This window comes from Zymomonas mobilis, from assembly GCF_006715975.1.
GTDB lineage: Bacteria > Pseudomonadota > Alphaproteobacteria > Sphingomonadales > Sphingomonadaceae > Zymomonas > Zymomonas mobilis_B.
Genome location: NZ_VFOF01000001.1, coordinates 860829 through 878881 on the forward strand (window position 1 = coordinate 860829; position 18053 = coordinate 878881).

Genomic DNA, 18053 nt, shown 5'->3' on the forward strand with positions numbered 1-18053 from the left:
TGACTGAATTGGTCAGTTAGGAAAACTTATGCCGGTATCATTTTCATCCTTGGCATTTCAGCCACAGATTATTGATTATCCGGCAGTAAAAAAAGAAATCGCTTTTATCAAAAAGGCGGCAGCGGGTGACCGGCTCTCGGAATATCGCGCTGTCAGCCATTTGTTAAAAACAGCGGTTGTAAAAGGGCGCGAGGTCATTGCCGAGGCTTTGACCCGCAGACCCCATCAAGGCCGAATTGCGGCTTTAAGTTATGCCTATCTGACTGATCAGATTATTAAGCTCGGTTTTTATGGTATGGTGGGGGATGATGAAAGCACCACCACCAATCTGACTATTCTTGCGGTCGGGGGATATGGTCGGGGTGAAATGGCACTCCATTCGGATGTAGATATTGCCTTTTTATCGCGTCGTTCCCCGCGCAAAGCGCAAAAAAACTTGATTGAATCGCTGATATCTCTGCTCTGGGATGTCGGTTTAAGGGTTAGCCAATCCCATCGCAGTTTAAGCGACATGGTCAAAATGGCTAAAAAAGACATCACGATCAGAACCGCGCTTTTGGAAAGCCGCTACTTGATTGGTGATGAGTTGTTATTTCAGGATGCATCCACCCGTTTTATTCAAAAAGTCGTCGCAGGTTCAGGGCGTGATTTTGTTGCTGCCAAACTTTTGGAATGGGATGAGCGTCATTTGGCGCGCGGTGACAGCCGTTATCTGGTTGAACCTCATCTGAAAGAAGGCAAGGGTGGTCTCCGCGATTTGCAAAGCCTGTTTTGGATTGCAAAATATCTCTATCTTGAAAAAGAAGCGCGCCATACGGTTCTGACTTCGCCTATTCTGACGGATTATGCCTTGGTAAAGGCCGATCTGATTGATGGGCATGAAGCCAAAAGATTTCGCCGCTGTGAAAATTTTTTATGGGCGGTGCGGTGCCATTTGCATATTATGGTTAAGCGTCCCGAAGAAAGGCTGAATTTCGATGTCCAGCGCAGCTTGGCTGAAAAAATGGGATATCGTTCCAAGTCAGGGAAATCAGCAGTCGAACGCTTTATGCACCATTATTTTCTGGTCACAAAGATGGTCGGAAATTTGGCAGCGCTCTTTATTGATGCTTTAAAAGTAAACCATTATTTGAAAGCAAAAGGTCGGCGTTCCGCTATACCCAGACAAATTGATGGTTTTCCAGTTATCCAAGGTCAGATTGTTGTCGAAGATGATGCTTTTTTTCGTAACAATCCAACGTCTTTAATTACCCTGTTCTCTGTTGCTTATCGTCATAAATTGGACATCCATCCTTTAACCTTGCGGCAGGCTGGACGGGATGCTCGTCTGATTGACGAGGATTTGCAGAACAATCCTATTTGTAATGCCGCTTTTCTGACCTTTTTTACCCTGCCTTATAATCCAGCCCCGATTTTGAAAATAATGAATAATACGGGGGTATTAGGGCGATTTATTCCCGATTTTGGGCGCATTGTCGCTCAGATGCAGTTCGATATGTATCATCATTATACGGTGGACGAACATGCGATACGGGCAATCGATATCCTATGGCAGATAGAAAATAATAAGGCTGAAGAGGCTTATCCTTTAGGCAGCATGCTGTTTAAACAGCTTAATGCCCGTCTGGTGCTGTATATGGCTTTGTTTTTGCATGATATTGCCAAGGGACGCGAGGGCAGTCATTCGATTTTGGGCTCTGAAATTGCTCTGCGCTTATGTCCTCTCTTTGGCCTGACACCCGCTGAAACGACATTGGTAGCATGGCTGGTTAAAAATCATTTATTGATGTCGCATACGGCTTTCCAGCGTGATCTGGCAGACGCCAAAACAATTACCGATTTCGCCCATGGCGTCAAAAGCCCTGAAAGGCTGCGTTTATTATATCTGTTGACCTTGGCTGATATCTCGGCTGTGGGGCCTCACGTCTGGAATAGCTGGAAAAACCAACTTCTGACTTCGTTATATGAAGCAAGCTCGCAATGCCTGTTAGAAGGATTGACCGGACATGGAGCAGGAAGACGGCAGCGGATTGAAAACCGACAGAATGACGTCAACGAAAAGCTAGGGTGGAATGAAGATCTGTTCCAGCCTTTGTTAAAACGCTTGCCCGATGATTATTGGTTTTCAGAGCAAACCGACGTTATTGCAGCCAATATGCGGCAGATAGTGGCAACCGATAATGCAAAGCAATCTATATCGGTCACAGGGCATGAAATGCCTGCCTATGATGCCACGATGATAAGCCTTTATGCAATTGATCATCCCGGCTTTTTCTATCGTATTTCCGGTGCGATTCATGCCACGGGTGGCAATATTTTGGATGCGCGTATTCATACAACCCGCGATGGTATGGCGATGGATAACTTGCTAATCCAAAATAGTCAGGGTGAGATGATTAAATCTGGCGATCATTTGAACCGTATGATGCAGGCTATTGAAGATGCTGCAACCAGCCATATCCGTAGCAGCAATAAGCTGGCAGCTATGCGTCCGCCTTTATTTTGGAGGGGCGGGGCGTTTCATGTTGAACCTTTGGTTTTCATTGATAATCAGGCATCAGACCGTTTTACTGTTATTGAGGTTAATGCCCAAGACCGACCCGCTTTGCTTCACGATTTGGGATGCGCCCTGTTTAATGCCCGTTTGACGATCAGTTCTGCTCATATCGCCACTTATGGAGAACGGGCTGTCGATGTTTTCTATGTCTCTGATCTATTTGCCCATAAAATCACAAATCAGAATCGGTTGAAAGCAATTGAAAAGCGTTTGCTTGCTGCTGCCAATGCCGCTCAAGTCACCGAAAAATGAAATGATTCATTACATTTCATTTTTCTGTCCATAATTTTTGCTATATATAAATAACAATTATAAAAAAATATCTGTAGTTTTTTTGAGAAAATTTGGAATATAAGGCCAGAAAACAGAGTATCTCATTCTGGGGCATGACAATATTTAAATGAGGCTGTCATAATTTGAAACGCAGAGCCAATGATAGTGACATCGTGAACAAAAAAGAAAAGAAGCTAGTAGCCGAGCTGCAGTCCTCTGCTTCTGCTTTGCGGATGGGTCAATTTTCTAAAAAATGCCAAAAGCTGTTGCTTGCTGGTTTTATGACATCGCCTCTATTTGCTGCACCGGTAATCGCACAAACGACAGCCCAACCCGCGGCCAATAATGAGGCCGTTTCGATAGAAACCCTTGAGCAGGAAATCCGCCATATCGAGCAAGCTCAGGCGGCTTTACAGCAAGATTTATTGGCTGTTCGGCAACAATTGATTGCAAAAAAACAACAGACCACCGTTGCCGCTGCCGATAATCAGAAAAAAGCGCTTGCTACAACTTCATCTGATCAAACGATACTGGCCAGTAATGCCGCCGTTTCTTCGACGAATAAAACGAATAACAATACTGCCCCTGAACTAAATACAACGGCAGAAAAAACGAATGAAGCCTTGGCGGCAGCTATGCCGGCATCAACAGCGACGCCTTCTTCTTCTGCTATCAATGCTGGCGATAATACAGCGCTGGCAGCGGCTACACCACAAACGGCTAAAAATAGCACGCCTTCGTCTGGTGCGGAGAATAAAAGCCTCGATTTATTGATGGACCCTTTCCAAAATCAAGGTGATCAATATGGGATGGCTAACCTTTCCAATCCCCCAGCCACCACATCTAGCTCTGGTGCGGATCAGGCAAAATCGGCTATTTCAGTGGCTAGTGCAGGAGGGGGGGATATTGCCCAGATCAGAGAGGGTGATAATGGCGCCGTAGAGCTGTTTAAGCATACGGATGTGCCAACCGAAGCCATCATTGCCCGACATGCTCGTGATATTATTTCGATGACAGCCAATAACGGGGTGGGACCGCATCCAAGAGAATCCGCCGGTGCGCAGCTCGCTGGCGCGTTGGGTGATCATGGCGTCTTTAACCTTGGCCCGATGACCTTTATTTTGGGCGGGTTTATTGACGCATCAGGTTTGGTGTCCAACCGCCACATCGCATCGGGCACCTTCAACTCATGGAAGTCGATGCCTTTTAAGAATAACCCTGATTATCATACGGCTAATACGGAGGCGAGCGCGCGCTATACGCGACTATCCTTGTTGATGCGGGGAACAGTTTCGCCACATTCAACGATTTCTGGTTTTGTTGAAACTGATTTCGGGGCAGGGGCGTCGACCACGAACCCCTATGAAAGCAGCAGCTACGTTATACGTTTACGCCAAGCCTATTTGGCCTATGACAATAACCGTTATAATTTCCATGTATTGGGTGGTCAGGCGTGGAGTTTGTTAACCCCGAACCGTGTCGGTATTACGCCTCGTCAGGAAAGCGTTGCTGAAACGGCAGAAGCCTCGATCTTGGCAGGTCAGACATGGGCAAGACAATGGCAGGTTCGTGTTGCCAAGGACTGGTTTAACCATCGCTTCTGGGCCGCGATTTCTATTGAAAATCCGGCAACGCTCTATGACACAACCGGTTTTACCAATAGTTCCGGTCGTATTACTATGCCGAATGGTTCGACAACGACCATTACATCCAATGGTGTCGGCTTAACACAGCCATCCGCTTATTCTGCAGAAGTCTCGCCTGATATAATCGGTAAACTGGCATGGGATCCGGCATGGGGACATTACGAAGTCGTTGGTATCATGCATATGCCGCATGATCGTGTAACTTCGGTAGATGGAACAGGCCGTAATTACACAGTTCTGACCGGCGGCGGCGGTGGTTCTATGATTTTGCCATTGATACCGAAAAAGCTGGAATTGCGACTGGCTGGTTTGGTCGGAAGAGGCATTGGCCATTATGGTGCCGCCATTTTGCCAGATGCAACCTTGGATTCCGAAGGGCGCCCTCTGCCGCTATGGAGTATGCAGGCCACCGCTGGAATTATGGGACATGTTACGCCTCGGCTCGATCTTTATGGCTATTATGGTATTCAGGAAGCCGGCCGTTCCTACTTTACGGTTAACGGCGTACCTTATGGCTATGGTAATCCGCTTTATAACAACAGCGGCTGTAATACCGAGCTTTCTAGCGCCTGTGTCGGTAGCACAAAAATGGTCAGTGAAGCGACGATTGGTGGTTGGTGGCGTTTCTTGAAAGGCCATTACGGAACCGTTCAGGCGGGTGTACAGTTAGCCTATTCCACGCGTGAAGCATGGCGTGGCACAGGTGGATCGCCGACAACGCATATGAGTGAATTATTCCTCAGCCTGCGCTATTTGCCATTCCAGTAAAAATCCTGTTAAGGACAGGCAAGATTTCTCAAATTTTGGACGTTTTAAGGACATCTGGATTAAAATGTCCGTCAAGAATTTCTAGAAAACTTGCCTGATTCTCATCTTCTTGTGTAAGCAGGTCGATAAGTGCCGTTAAAGAAGAGGGTTTTTGACAAAAAGACTGTCTTTTTTTTTCTGATCGGGCTGTCGGACTGTTTTTCTGTCCAGAAATGAGCCGTTCAGACAAAATTTTGAAGATTTCGGCGTTTTCTTCGCAAAAATTACCATCATTTTTCATCAAAGTGGCGCCTTATCTTTCATATTGCGATTAAAAAAGATATCGCACCCATACCAGCTTTTTTCTTCTTAAACAGGTATGCGCCCTGTTATCGTGAGCGTTATAGGCAAAATTATTATGTCCATTGATTTTCAGATTGATAAGCCGATGACAGCGCGCCGGATCGTTGTCGCAATGTCAGGTGGTGTCGATAGTTCTGTTGTTGCGGCCTTGGCAAAGGCCACGGGTGCCGAAACTATCGGTATTACACTTCAGCTTTATGACCATGGTGCTGCTGTGGGCAGAAAAGGCAGCTGTTGCGCCGGAAAAGACATTCGTGATGCGCGCGCTGTAGCAGAAAAAATCGGTATTCCGCATTATGTCTTTGATTATGAAAATAATTTCAAAGAAAGCGTCATTGACGATTTTGTCTCGGAATATGTGGCTGGTCGAACGCCCGTACCCTGTATCCGTTGTAACCAAGGCGTTAAATTTACCGATCTTCTGAATGTGGCCCGTGAGTTAGGGGCAGACTGTCTGGCAACGGGGCATTATGTCCGCCGTCTAGTTAATGATGGCCGCGTCGAAATGCATCGAGCATTAGATCCAGCCAGAGATCAAAGTTACTTTCTATTTGCGACGACAAAAGAGCAGCTGGATTATTTAAGATTTCCCCTAGGCAGCTTACCTAAACCAAAAGTGCGCGAGATGGCGGCTGAATTAGGATTGTCGGTGGCAATGAAAGCCGACAGTCAGGATATCTGTTTCGTGCCCGATGGTGACTATGCTCGCATTGTGGAAGAAAAATGTCCCGATGCAGGGCAGGGCGGCGATATTGTCGATTTGAATGGTCAAATTTTAGGGCAACATTCTGGCCTTATCCATTTTACCGTCGGACAACGGCGTGGTTTGGAAATCGGCGGGCAGAAAGAACCACTTTATGTCATTCGTCTCAATCCTGAGAAAAAGCAGCTTGTTGTGGGACCTCGCCGTGCCTTGGCTGTTGCAAAAGCAGTTATCAAAGATGTGAATTGGCTGGTTGATGGCTTTGATCGTGAGATGCAGGTCAAAATCCGTTCAGCCGCAAAGCCAGTTGCAGCGCGTTTTGATGGAACAGAGCTCGTCTTTGACCAGCCGGAATATGGTGTTTCGCCGGGTCAGGCCGCTGTGTTTTATAATGGTGATCAGGTGCTGGGAGGCGGTTGGATTGTAGATACAACGCCTGCAGTTTCTGATGATGCTGCAGAATAGAATTTTATCTATTTGAGTAGAGGGAAGGCAGGCTGAATTTTACAGCCTGCCTTTTTTATTATCCAGCCAATCCGCTGACTGTTGCCAACCCCAAAAAGGTTAGGAAGCCCATGGCATCGGTGGTCATGGTTACAAAAATTGACGAAGCGACCGCGGGGTCGCTCCTTGCCCGATCGAAGGCTAACGGCACCAAAACGCCTGCTAAACCGCCAATGATAATGTTGCACATGATCGCCAAGGCAATGACTTCTGTCAGCAAGATATTGTGAAAAACCAGCCATGTGCCGGCACCGAGAACACAAGCGACCGTCAGACCATTTAAAAGAGCAATGCGTAATTCGCGGGTAATAGAACGAACGCAGTTAGAAGAGGTCAATTGATTGGTTGCCAAGGCTCGCACCGTGACCGCCATCGTTTGCGATCCGGCATTTCCCCCAACACCGGCGACAATAGGCATCAGGGTTGCCAATTCGACCATATGGGCGATTGTTCCTTCAAAACAGCCAATGATGGTTGAAGCGACTAAGGCTGTACCGAGATTGGTAATCAGCCAGCGAACCCGACTTTTATAACTGTCCAGCACCGGTTCATTAATATCCCCGTCACCGGCACCCGATAATTTGAGGATATCCTCGTCGGCCTCATCCCTGATAATATGGATGATATCATCAACCGTGATCATACCGACAAGACGTCCTGATTCATCCACAACGGCGGCAGAAATAAGCCCGTATTTTTGGAAACGCAGCGCTACTTCTTCCTGATCCATGGTAACCGGAATTAGCGTTTGTTCGGGCTGCATAATATCCAATATAAGGGCGTTTCGAGGTGTCCGTAATATTTTTGATAATTTACAAGTGCCAATAGGCCGATGGGAAGGATCAACAACGAAAACTTCCCAAAAATCAGTTGTCAAATCATCATTTTTACGAAGATAGCGGATAACATCGCCGACACTCATATGTTCATGCACCGCAACCAAATTGCGCTGCATCAAACGTCCGGCAGATTCGAGCGGGAAGGACAACGCACGCTCGATCGCAGCTCTGTCTTCGGAGGATACCGCTTGGAGGGCCTCTTGTTGTTTTTGTGCGTCCAACTCGCTGACGATAACCACGGCATCATCAAGATCGAGCTGACCGATGATATTGGCAACTTCTTGTCCCGTGAGCGATTTTAGCAAGTCTTCCCGAACCCATTCGTTCATTTCGGAAATGACTTCACCGCTCATCAAATCGGTGATTGCGGCGGCTAAGGGACGGCGAATATCAACAGGTGCTTGCGCAAATAATTCAGCGATATCTGCGGGATGAAGCGGGGCTACCATATCGCAAACAGCCTGATTGTCGCCTTCTTCTATATAAGAGACGACTTGGCGGACAAATTCGGAAGCCAGCCGGTTTTCTTCTTCCTGACTAGTCGGAATAGAGGAACCTCTTTCTTCCAACTCATCCTGTTGATCGGGCGGTATATCGCTTCTATCCTGTTCATTCATGGCGGTTTCCGCATCTTGAGTTATCGATTTTTTCATATCCGCGTCCTTCCTTCGGATATTATCCTGCCCGATTGCCGGATGAGCCTGTTTTCATTGAAAATAAAAAGACCCTTTTTCTTAGCCGCTATAGAATAGATTTATGTGACAGCCCTTTATCATATTCTTGTCAAAGGGAAAAATGCTGGCATCTCTATCACTTACCGCCTAACTAAAAGCTCTTGTTATTTTTCGATTAAGGAGGCCGGAATATGGCTGATGATCCCGAAAATCTTTTGATTATGACTTTGGATGATGGCGATGTGACGATTCGGCTTCGTCCCGATCTCGCACCCAAGCATGTCGAACGCATCAAAGAGCTGACCCGCGAAGGCTTTTATGATGGTGTTGTTTTCCATCGGGTTATTCCAGGCTTTATGGCACAGGGCGGCGATCCGACGGGAACCGGTATGTCTGGTTCTGATAAACCGGATCTTCAGGCTGAATTTTCAGATGCAAAACATGTCCGTGGTGTCTGCTCCATGGCACGCACGTCCTATCCGCATTCTGCCAACAGCCAGTTCTTCATCTGCTTTGGTGATGCCACTTTCCTTGATCGCCAGTATAGCGTTTGGGGCGAAGTTATTGACGGTATGGATCATATCGATGCTTTGCCGAAAGGTGAGCCGCCTGCGAATCCGGGTAAGATCAAAAAAGCCCGTATTGCTGCAGAAGATAAATAGTAATATTGCTTCTAACCCGCCCCATTTTCTTGTTTGGGCGGGTTAGTTAACCATTCGTGAAACAGTCGGACAGGTCTGCGTCCCAATGATGCCCGCCGACAAGCAAACCAATAGCTATATGGGCTGTCTATATTGCTGTTGAAAATAGGTTTTAACGTAGTTTTATATTGTCCCTTGTAGTTACAGTCCAAGAGACAGGCGACTCCCATACCACCAACCGCCGCATCCAGCATTAACTGGCCTGAGTCAAAAAAATCAATTGTTGCGGGTTCCAGCTTGGGAAGACCAATGGCCTCACGCCATGTTGTGAAATTGTCTGGCATATCTCGATGTAAGAACAGAGTGACTTTTGCCAAATCTTCTGGATGCTTTAAGGCATTTTCACCATCAACAAGATCAGGTGAAGCAAAAAGCATGATTTTATTGAGACCGAGCCGATATGAATAAAAAGCTGGATCAATCTCTCTTGCCAAAGTGATCACTGCATCAAGACCTTCACCCAGACGCGACAAGGCATAAGGGGCGGTATCTACATCTATATGCAGCTCTTTATGATGCTGCCGCAGATGTGTTATGCGTTTTATTAGCTTTTGTGATGCATAGAGGGGCGGCACCCCTAATCTTAAACGTAGAAGTTCGTGACCACCACTCGTCGAGATTTCGACCGCTTCGGCCAGAATATCCAAAGCTGGACCTAAGCGATGGTAAAGGGTTTCACCGTCACCATTAAGACGCATAGCCTGATGTTGCCTGATAAAAAGCTGTCGATTGACGAATCTTTCTAATTGCTGGATGCGGCGGCTTAATGCCGGAGAGGACAGGGATAAAGCTTCAGCTGCGGCTTTTATTGACCCTAATCGGGCTACCTGCACAAAAGCTTCAATGGCTGTTAATGGCGGCAACCTGCGCATGATGATTTCCCTAAATTCGATCCAGCTTACGGGTAATTTAAAATAGAAGAGAAGGACAAAAGGGCTCGCTATGGTTTCATTTTATGCATGTCCTACGGTATCATTCCTATTTTAGACCCTTTGTCGTTGCAAAAAATGCAATTGCAAGGCATTTTTTAGCAATTGCATTTTTTCTTGGAATCACTCATTAAGATTAGGCCTTTCAGGCATCCTCTCCTAATACTACGGTCGGTCTTTAAGACCGACCTTTTTTTTGCCATGACAACGGTGACAATTTATTCCTCTATCTCTTTTTGTGAGGATTTTTTGATGCTGAATGGATAAAAAATAAGTCGTATTATTGTCCTTTACAGTATCCATTTTTTTGTCTTTTTCTGTCTTTTATAAAAATAATCGTCGGTAAGTTTAAAATTTACCCCTGCTTTTCGATAAATAATTACTAGCAAAGCTTGCCTTCCCCTCATAATTTATGCGAACGAAAGGCCTTTGCGGGCACTCCCTGCCCAAGATAGTTAATAAGTTTTGGAGTAGCGATGACAGGATCTTCCGCAGATGATACCTTGAAACAGGCTCATACCCACCAAAAGGCCGAGAAACGGCCGAGCCCTTTATCAATATTTTTTCAAGGATTTCTGAAGCATCCGGTGATGGTGGGATCAATAATTCCGTCATCGCAGAAACTGATTCACCGGATGTTGTCTAAAACCGATTGGAGCAACACTAAATTATTTGTTGAATACGGGCCGGGTGTCGGGACTTTTTGTCCACATGTACTTAGTCGGATGGCGCCCGATGCTACTTTGATCGCGATAGACACCAATCCAGACTTTGTTGCTTATCTGAAACGCACGATCAAAGATCCACGTTTTATAGCGGTGAATGGTTCGGCTGCGGATGTGCGTTCGATTATTAAGGCGCATGGCTTTGATAATGCCGATTTCATTCTGTCTGGTTTGCCTTTCTCGACTTTGCCAGCGGGTGTTGGTGATACCATTGCTCATGAAACCGGTGCTGCGCTGCGGACTGGAGGCGCCTTTTTGGTTTACCAATTCTCTCCCAAGGTGAAGAATTTCCTTGATCCTGTCTTTTCGAATATTGACCATGAAATGGAATGGATTAACATTCCACCCGCCCAGCTTTATTGGGCATGGAAAGAATAAATATTTTTACCGTCGTGATGCCCTGATAGTATCAGGGCACAAGACCCGTATCCGCGATAAAAGGATTGTGGTCACGCTCTGTGCCAAAAGTCGAAGGGCGACCGTGCCCTGGAATGAAAGCGGTATCTCGACCCATTGGCCATAGTTTTTCTATTATCGATTTAATCAAGGCGTTATGATCGCCTCCCGTAAAATCACTGCGACCAATCGAATTCCGGAACAAAACGTCCCCCACAACCGCTAGATGGGAATCTGCGTTATAAAAAACGACATGGCCAGGCGTATGGCCTGGACAATGACGGACTATAAGACACTGATGACCAATTGTTATCTCGTCTTTATCTTCTAGCCATTGGTCTGGACTAAAGACTTCACCTTCAAAACCATATTGCCGTGCATTTTCTGGGATCTGATCAATCCAGAATTGGTCCGCTTTATTAGGACCAATAATCGGGCAATCCAGAATTCGGCTTAATGCTGCCGCACCACCGCAATGATCAAAATGGCCATGGGTGATTAAAATTTTTTCGATAGAAATCTGTTTTTTGGCGATAGCATCAAGAATAGCGGGAATATCTCCTCCCGGATCAACAACGGCACCCTGCATTGTTTCAGAGCAGTAGAGCAAACTACAATTCTGCCTTAAAGGCGTCACCGGAATAACCATAGCTTGTAGGGGCGCAGTTTTGGAAGTAGAGAGAGAAGACATGCCGGATTATTCCTTTTGCAATGCCGGTTTTGTCCTTTTAAAGGAACAAATATGATATTGGGGCGTCCCAGTGGAGAACGCCAATCATACCGATCAGCTTATCACGATCTGAAAAAATTTAACATTTAAAATTAGAAATTTAACGTTGCATATCAGACATAAATAGGCTGTAAAACAATTACAACGACGCGTTATTTTTTGCTTCTGTCTGATCTATAAATAAACAGGTCAAACAGAAATCCGTATCAACGATCTGGAACACCGCTTATGCTCGCGCTGGTACGCATTGCTCTCCGTCGCCCTTATACTTTTATCGTTATGGCGGTGATGATTTTATTGTGGGGATTCTATCCGCATTCAAAACACCGACTGATATTTTCCCTGACATTAAAATTCCGATTGTTGCGGTTATCTGGCAGTTTCAAGGTATGTCTCCTGATGACATTCAAAGCCGGATTAACACACCTTATCAGCGTGCAATGACAACGGTTGTCAATAATATTGACCATCTGGAAGCGATGTCGATTGCCAATTTTGGTATCGTTAAAATTTTCTTCCAGCCAGGAACGGATATTCGTCTTGCCAATGCGCAAATCACGGCTAGCGCTCAGACTGTTTTGCGATCTTTGCCTCGAGGGATCAATCCACCTCTTATTTTGAATTATAGCGCATCTACCGTACCTATTTTACAGCTTTCTGTGCATGGTAAAGGCTTAACAGAACAACAGCTTAACGATCTTAGTTTTAATGCGGTACGTGCCGGTCTTATTACAATTCCAGGATCTGCAATTCCTTATCCATGGGGCGGGCGGGTACGTCAGATACAATTTGACGTTGATCCCCATGCCTTGCAATCAAAGGGACTGACAGCTCAGGATGTCTCCACGACCATTGCGGATCAGACCCAGATTACACCGGCAGGTTTCGCTAAAATTGGCCCTTATCAGTATAATATCCGCCTTAATAACGTTCCGGGATCAACGGATCAGCTAAATCATTTACCGATTAAAACGGTCAATGGAGCGACTGTCTATGTCAGTGACGTTGCCCATGTGCGTGATGGTGCCGCCCCGCAAACGAATGTGGTGCATGTTGATGGTGCGCGTTCGGTTCTGTTGACGGTGTATAAAAACGGTTCAGCGTCCACTGTCTCGGTCGCAGCGGGTATTATTGCCAAAATCCCGAGTTTGTTGGTCGGTTTACCGAGCACATTACGGGTTGAGCCGCTCACCAATCAGGCCATCTTTGTTCAAGAAGCTATTTCAGGTGTTGCACGAGAGGCGGCTATTGCTGCGGTGCTTACCAGCCTGATGATTATGTTATTTCTTGGGTCATGGCGCTCTACAGTTATTATTGCCATTTCCATTCCTTTGGCAATTATGTCCGCCTTGGGATTGCTTTCTGTCTTCGGTCAGACATTAAACATTATGACCTTGGGCGGCTTGGCATTGGCCGTTGGTATTTTGGTCGATGACGGAACGGTCACTATCGAGAATATCAACTGGCATCTCGAGCATGGAAAAGATGTTATTCCAGCTATCATTGATGGTGCAATGCAAATTGCGACGCCGGCTTTGGTTTCTACGCTTTGTATTTGTATTGCCTTTGTGCCGATGTTCTTTTTACCTGGGATTGCGGGCTTCTTATTTGCCCCGATGGGGATGTCGGTTATCTTTGCGATGCTAGCTTCTTTCCTGTTGTCACGCACCTTGGTGCCGACTCTGGCTATGTATTTATTGAAGCCCATTCCACATAAAGAAGATCCCGAACATGCGGTAAAATCTTCGAATTTCTTTGTTCGTTTTCAACAGGGATTTGAGCATCATTTTGAAAAAATGCGGCTAGGCTATGTGCATCTGTTAGAAAAGGCGTTGCGGTCAGGATGGCTGTTTATTGCTGTCTTTTATGGCTTTGTTATCCTGTCCTTTACCTTGTCGCCCTTTCTTGGAAGGAATTTTTTCCCGTCGATTGATACTGGCTCGATTACGCTTCATGTCAGAGCACCGATCGGAACGCGTATTGAAGAAACTTCGGCTATATTTGCTCAGATTGAAAATCGGATACGTTCCATTATCCCTGCAAATCAGTTGAGATCAGTTGTTGATAACATCGGCATTTCAAGCAGTGCTATCAATACAACCTATGATGCGACGGGTTCTATCGGGATGCAGGACGGTAACATCATGATCAGTTTGAACGAAGATCATGCGCCTACTGATTCCTATATCAAGAAATTGCGGGAAATATTGCCACGGGAATATCCAGAAGAAACCTTTGCTTTTCTGCCTGCTGATATTGTTTCTCAGATTTTGAATTTCGGTTCACCTTCGCCGATTGATATTCAGGTAACGGGTCGTAATCCTGTTGATGATGAAAGCTATGCTCGGCTTTTGTTAAGAGAAGTTCGTAAAATTCCGGGATTGGTTGATAGTCGGATTCAACAATCGTCTAAATATCCAGAATTTACGGTGAAGGTTGATCGTTCTCGTATTGCCCAGTTGGGATTAAAAGAGCTGGATGTAACTAACAGTCTGGGCACCTCTCTGGCTGGTTCTTCACAGTTGGCTCCTGTGTTCTGGGTTGATCCTAAAAATGGTGTTTCCTATCCTGTCGTTGCCCAAACGCCGGAATATATGGTCAATACTCTGGCGCATTTGAGCAATGTCCCAATTTCAGGGCAGGGTATGCGTTCCCCTGAGCCGCAGATTTTGGGTGCTTTGGGGCCGATTGTTAGAACCCATAGTAGTGCCGTTACATCACAGTATAATTTGGCTTCTTTATTCGAGATTTATGGTGCCACTCAGGGGCGTGATCTGGGCGCTGTCAGTAATGACATCCTCAAGGTCTTACATAAAATGGAAAAGCAAAAGCCAAAAGGTGTGACGGTTACTTTGCGTGGCCAATATCAGACAATGAATACCGCATTTAAGGGTATGGGCTTTGGTCTCCTTGGTGCGATTGTTCTGATCTATTTGCTGATTGTTATTAACTTCCAGTCATGGCTTGATCCTTTTATTGTGATCGCGGCCTTACCGGGTGCATTGGCCGGTATCGTCTGGATGCTGTTTGTGACGAATACGACGCTTTCCGTTCCGGCTTTAACGGGTGCTATTATGTGTATGGGGGTCGCAACCTCTAACTCCGTTTTGGTGATCAGTTTTTGCCGCGAAAAAATGGAAGAAGGTTTTAGCTCTGCACAGGCTGCACTTGAAGCGGGAGCAACCCGTATAAGACCTGTTTTGATGACAGCATTAGCCATGATAATCGGTATGTTGCCGATGGCATTGGGCTTAGGTGATGGTGGTGAGCAGAACGCGCCTTTGGGGCGTGCTGTTGTGGGTGGGTTGATTATTGCAACCTCTGCATCACTATTTTTTGTGCCATCTTTCTTTTCGTTAATGCATCGTAATGATCCAAAAAGAGACCCTGAATTTCCGGAACCATCCGAAACTTCGGGAGAAGATCGCTCTGATAAAACAAAGGGACCTGATAAAGGCGATGGTACCAATGGAGAAGTCTATGCCTGATATGCAGGACGCAAGGGTCCAACACAAAAACCATGAAAAGCAGGAAAGTCATCGCTTAAAGTGGATTGGTATTATTGCTGTATGCTTGCTGGCCGGTGTCGCAGGTTACGGTATTTATAGCCGTTATCAGAATGAGCATGCGGTCAAAAAATGGACAGAAAGCGAAGCCGTCCCCAGCGTTTCGATTATTTCTCCAACCGAAGCGCCCGGAACGACGACTCTGACTTTACCTGGACGGGTGAATGCTTGGTACCAAGCACCTGTCTATGCGCGAACCAGCGGTTATCTGAAAGCATGGTATACGGATATTGGAACCCCTGTTAAGGCGGGGCAAATTCTGGGTCTGATTGATGCGCCTGACCTTGATCAGCAATATGCAGCTGCCAAGGCCAGCCTTGCTACGGCAGCTGCGCAGCGAGCTTTGGCGCAAACAACTTCTGATCGTTGGCAAAAGTTGATTGCGGAAGATGCCGTTTCTCAGCAGGAAGCGGACGAGAAAAAAGCAAACTATGCAGCACGTGTGGCTATGGAGCATGAGGCCGCCGCCGAAGTTGATAGATTACGGGCATTGATTGGTTTTAAACAGTTGTTAGCGCCATTTGATGGTGTGGTTACAGGTCGTGCGACCGATATTGGTGCTTTGATTATTGGTGGTGCATCCAATACCAACAACACGCAGCAGCCGTTATTTACGGTTTCCGATATTCATAAAATGCGCGTCTATGTGAATGTGCCTCAGGCTTATGCTGCTGAAATCAAACCCGGCATTACTGCAGCGTTGCATTTGCCTGAATATCCTGACCGTATTTTCCATACGACTTTTGTTGATACCAACCATGCGGTTACCCCTGCCAGTGGCACGATGTTGGTGCAGATGGCCGCTGAAAATGGCGATCATGCGTTAAAACCGGGATCTTATGCACAGGTAGAGTTTATTCTGCCAACGCCTTCCAATGTGGTGCGTATTCCGGCAAGTGCGGTCTTATTCCGGCAGGAAGGAATGACTGTCGCAACGATTGATACCCATAATCGGGCTCATCTGCATGTTATCAAAATTACGCGCGATCTTGGACGGCAAATTGAAGTTGCGGGTGGGATATCCCGCAATGATCGCGTGATTGACAGCCCTGCCGATGACCTTGCCGAAAATGATTTGGTCAGTCCTGAAGTTACCCAAGCTAAAACAGACGGGGCCGCTCATGGAAAAGAATAGGCGTTCTCTGTTTCCTTCGTCATCTTCTGAAATTAGTGCGTCTGATCGTCAGCCCGTGAAAAGAAAAATTTCGACCCTTGTCTTGATTACAACGGTTATTTGGGGCGGTTTTGTCTCAGGATGTTCTTTCGCACCGGATTATCATAAGCCGACAGCGAAAGACATTAAGGATATGCCTGTTGCCTTTAAAGAGGGCGGGGCATGGACTTCGGCACAGCCTGCTGATGAAGCACCGCGTGGGGCATGGTGGAAAATTTTCGACGACGGTCATCTGAACGACTTAGAAGATCGGATTGAAAAAAGCAGTCCGCGTCTTGCAGAAGCTCTGGCTCGCTATCAGCGTTCACAGGCTTATGTCAAAGAAACCAGATCAGGATTATTCCCGTCTATCAGCGTCAATAGCAGCATTAGCCATCAACGGGTTTTTCGTACTCCAGGTAGTTCTTATAGCCCTTATACCTATAGCCCTTCTATTGCAGGCGGCGGCATCAGTTATGAAGTCGATGTCTGGGGGCGTATCCGGAATATGGTCAAGGCTGGTAAGGCTATGGCCGAAGCTAGTGCCGCAGATATGGGAGCCATTCGGCTGAGTTTGCAGGCTGAACTGGCTGATAATTACATGCAACTTCGTGGTTTGGATGCGCAAGCCGCTCTATATCGCGAAACTGTTGCTGCCTATATGCGCGCTTTACAATTGACGGTCGCGCGTCATGACGGTGGTGCGGTTTCCGGTGTTGATGTCGAACGTGCCAGAATGCAGCTTTCGGCGACACGTTCTGAATTATCGCAAGTGATGGCACATCGCGCCTTGCTGGAACATGCAATTGCTGTGTTGATCGGTGAACAGCCAAGCAATTTTTCCATTGAACCGGTGGACATGATTAACACGCCACCGGTGATTCCAGTTTCTGCGCCTGCACAGCTTTTGGAAAGAAGGCCAGACATTGCATCTGCCGAACGGAGTATGGCGGCAGCTAATGCGGCTATCGGTTCAGCCATTGCGGCATTTTTTCCGGCGATTTCTCTTTCTGCTAATGGGGGGTCGGATTCAGCAGCTTCCAGTCTGTTGTCAGCACCGTCAGGATTTTGGGCTTTGGGACCGGCTATGGGGGTCTTGCCTTTATTCCAAGGTGGTCGCCGCAGAGCCAGAGTAAAAGAAGCGCGTGCTGACTTCGATACAGCAGCAGCAACTTATCGGGATACGGTTTTAAAAGCTTTTCAGGAAGTCGAAGATCAGATGGCAATGGCCAATTGGTTAGCCAACGCCCATGCCGATCAGGAATTTGCAGTTACAGCCGCTAAACGAGCCAATAATCTCGCCACCATCCGCTACAAAGAGGGGGCTGCGAATTATCTTGAAGTCGTGATTGCCCAGACGGCTGAGTTACAGAACCGTCGTCAGGCTTTGATTATCCAGACGCAACGTTTACAAGCGGGGGTAGGATTGATACGCGCCTTTGGGGGCGGATGGAAAGCTTCCTAGACTTTAGCCCTGTAAATGTTATGTGGGCTTTAAGGTTATATCGTTATAGCTAAAATAGCTTGTTACAATTGATCTGGATTTA

At 46.6% G+C, this 18053-nt stretch carries 10 protein-coding genes and 1 pseudogene; 8 read left to right on the forward strand and 3 right to left on the reverse strand.

Going from position 1 to position 18053, the window contains the following annotated elements:
• Positions 1–28: 28 nt before the first annotated feature.
• From FBY58_RS03810 to mnmA, 3 genes are all read left to right on the forward strand, one after another.
• On the forward strand, positions 29–2809 hold the full coding sequence (locus FBY58_RS03810) for a [protein-PII] uridylyltransferase (RefSeq protein WP_141919565.1): 2781 nt from the start codon (positions 29–31) through the stop codon (positions 2807–2809).
• Positions 2810–2973: 164 nt separating this feature from the next.
• The gene (locus FBY58_RS03815; protein ID WP_141919566.1) at positions 2974–5244 is read left to right on the forward strand and encodes a hypothetical protein; all 2271 of its coding nucleotides are present in this window, start codon (positions 2974–2976) and stop codon (positions 5242–5244) included.
• A gap of 397 nt (positions 5245–5641) precedes the next feature.
• Positions 5642–6754, forward strand: a complete 1113-nt coding sequence (gene mnmA, locus FBY58_RS03825) for a tRNA 2-thiouridine(34) synthase MnmA (protein ID WP_141919568.1) — start codon at positions 5642–5644, stop codon at positions 6752–6754.
• Between the two features lie 58 nt (positions 6755–6812).
• Here mnmA and mgtE read toward each other — a convergent pair whose 3' ends face one another.
• Positions 6813–8285, reverse strand: coding sequence for a magnesium transporter (gene mgtE / locus FBY58_RS03830; protein WP_141919569.1), 1473 nt, complete (start codon positions 8283–8285; stop codon positions 6813–6815).
• A 212-nt stretch (positions 8286–8497) separates the two neighbouring features.
• Here mgtE and FBY58_RS03835 point away from each other — a divergent pair, with 212 nt between their 5' ends.
• The gene (locus tag FBY58_RS03835) at positions 8498–8968 is read left to right on the forward strand and encodes a peptidylprolyl isomerase (protein ID WP_141919570.1); all 471 of its coding nucleotides are present in this window, start codon (positions 8498–8500) and stop codon (positions 8966–8968) included.
• A gap of 11 nt (positions 8969–8979) precedes the next feature.
• On the opposite strand, the gene FBY58_RS03840 is transcribed toward FBY58_RS03835, so the two are convergent.
• Positions 8980–9879, reverse strand: a complete 900-nt coding sequence (locus FBY58_RS03840) for a LysR substrate-binding domain-containing protein (protein ID WP_141919571.1) — start codon at positions 9877–9879, stop codon at positions 8980–8982.
• Positions 9880–10412: 533 nt separating this feature from the next.
• On the opposite strand from FBY58_RS03840, the gene FBY58_RS03845 reads away from it, so the two are divergent.
• A complete protein-coding gene (locus FBY58_RS03845) occupies positions 10413–11039 on the forward strand; it encodes a class I SAM-dependent methyltransferase (protein ID WP_141919572.1) in 627 nt (208 codons plus the stop codon).
• Between the two features lie 31 nt (positions 11040–11070).
• Here the strand turns inward: FBY58_RS03845 and FBY58_RS03850 are convergent, their stop codons facing one another.
• The gene (locus tag FBY58_RS03850) at positions 11071–11748 is read right to left on the reverse strand and encodes an MBL fold metallo-hydrolase (RefSeq protein ID WP_141919573.1); all 678 of its coding nucleotides are present in this window, start codon (positions 11746–11748) and stop codon (positions 11071–11073) included.
• 267 nt (positions 11749–12015) lie between these two features.
• On the opposite strand from FBY58_RS03850, the pseudogene FBY58_RS03855 reads away from it, so the two are divergent.
• From FBY58_RS03855 to FBY58_RS03865, 3 genes and pseudogenes are all read left to right on the forward strand, one after another.
• Positions 12016–15275: pseudogene (locus FBY58_RS03855) on the forward strand (efflux RND transporter permease subunit).
• Positions 15268–16488 (forward strand): efflux RND transporter periplasmic adaptor subunit, encoded by a 1221-nt coding sequence (locus tag FBY58_RS03860; protein ID WP_141919574.1) that lies wholly within the window; start codon positions 15268–15270, stop codon positions 16486–16488. The pseudogene FBY58_RS03855 and the gene FBY58_RS03860 overlap by 8 nt, the downstream one beginning before the upstream one ends.
• Positions 16475–17971 (forward strand): efflux transporter outer membrane subunit, encoded by a 1497-nt coding sequence (locus FBY58_RS03865; RefSeq protein WP_260432087.1) that lies wholly within the window; start codon positions 16475–16477, stop codon positions 17969–17971. Before FBY58_RS03860 ends, FBY58_RS03865 begins: the two co-directional genes overlap by 14 nt.
• Positions 17972–18053 lie beyond the last annotated feature (82 nt).

Excerpts from the sequence above, each read along its gene's own strand:
- FBY58_RS03845 (WP_141919572.1), top strand. The coding sequence starts at position 10,413 with ATGACAGGATCTTCCGCAGATGATACCTTGAAACAGGCTCATACCCAC.
- mgtE (WP_141919569.1), bottom strand. The coding sequence starts at position 8,285 with ATGAAAAAATCGATAACTCAAGATGCGGAAACCGCCATGAATGAACAG.
- FBY58_RS03850 (WP_141919573.1), bottom strand. The coding sequence starts at position 11,748 with ATGTCTTCTCTCTCTACTTCCAAAACTGCGCCCCTACAAGCTATGGTT.
- mnmA (WP_141919568.1), top strand. The coding sequence starts at position 5,642 with ATGTCCATTGATTTTCAGATTGATAAGCCGATGACAGCGCGCCGGATC.
- FBY58_RS03810 (WP_141919565.1), top strand. The coding sequence starts at position 29 with ATGCCGGTATCATTTTCATCCTTGGCATTTCAGCCACAGATTATTGAT.
- FBY58_RS03865 (WP_260432087.1), top strand. The coding sequence starts at position 16,475 with ATGGAAAAGAATAGGCGTTCTCTGTTTCCTTCGTCATCTTCTGAAATT.
- FBY58_RS03840 (WP_141919571.1), bottom strand. The coding sequence starts at position 9,879 with ATGCGCAGGTTGCCGCCATTAACAGCCATTGAAGCTTTTGTGCAGGTA.
- FBY58_RS03860 (WP_141919574.1), top strand. The coding sequence starts at position 15,268 with ATGCCTGATATGCAGGACGCAAGGGTCCAACACAAAAACCATGAAAAG.
- FBY58_RS03835 (WP_141919570.1), top strand. The coding sequence starts at position 8,498 with ATGGCTGATGATCCCGAAAATCTTTTGATTATGACTTTGGATGATGGC.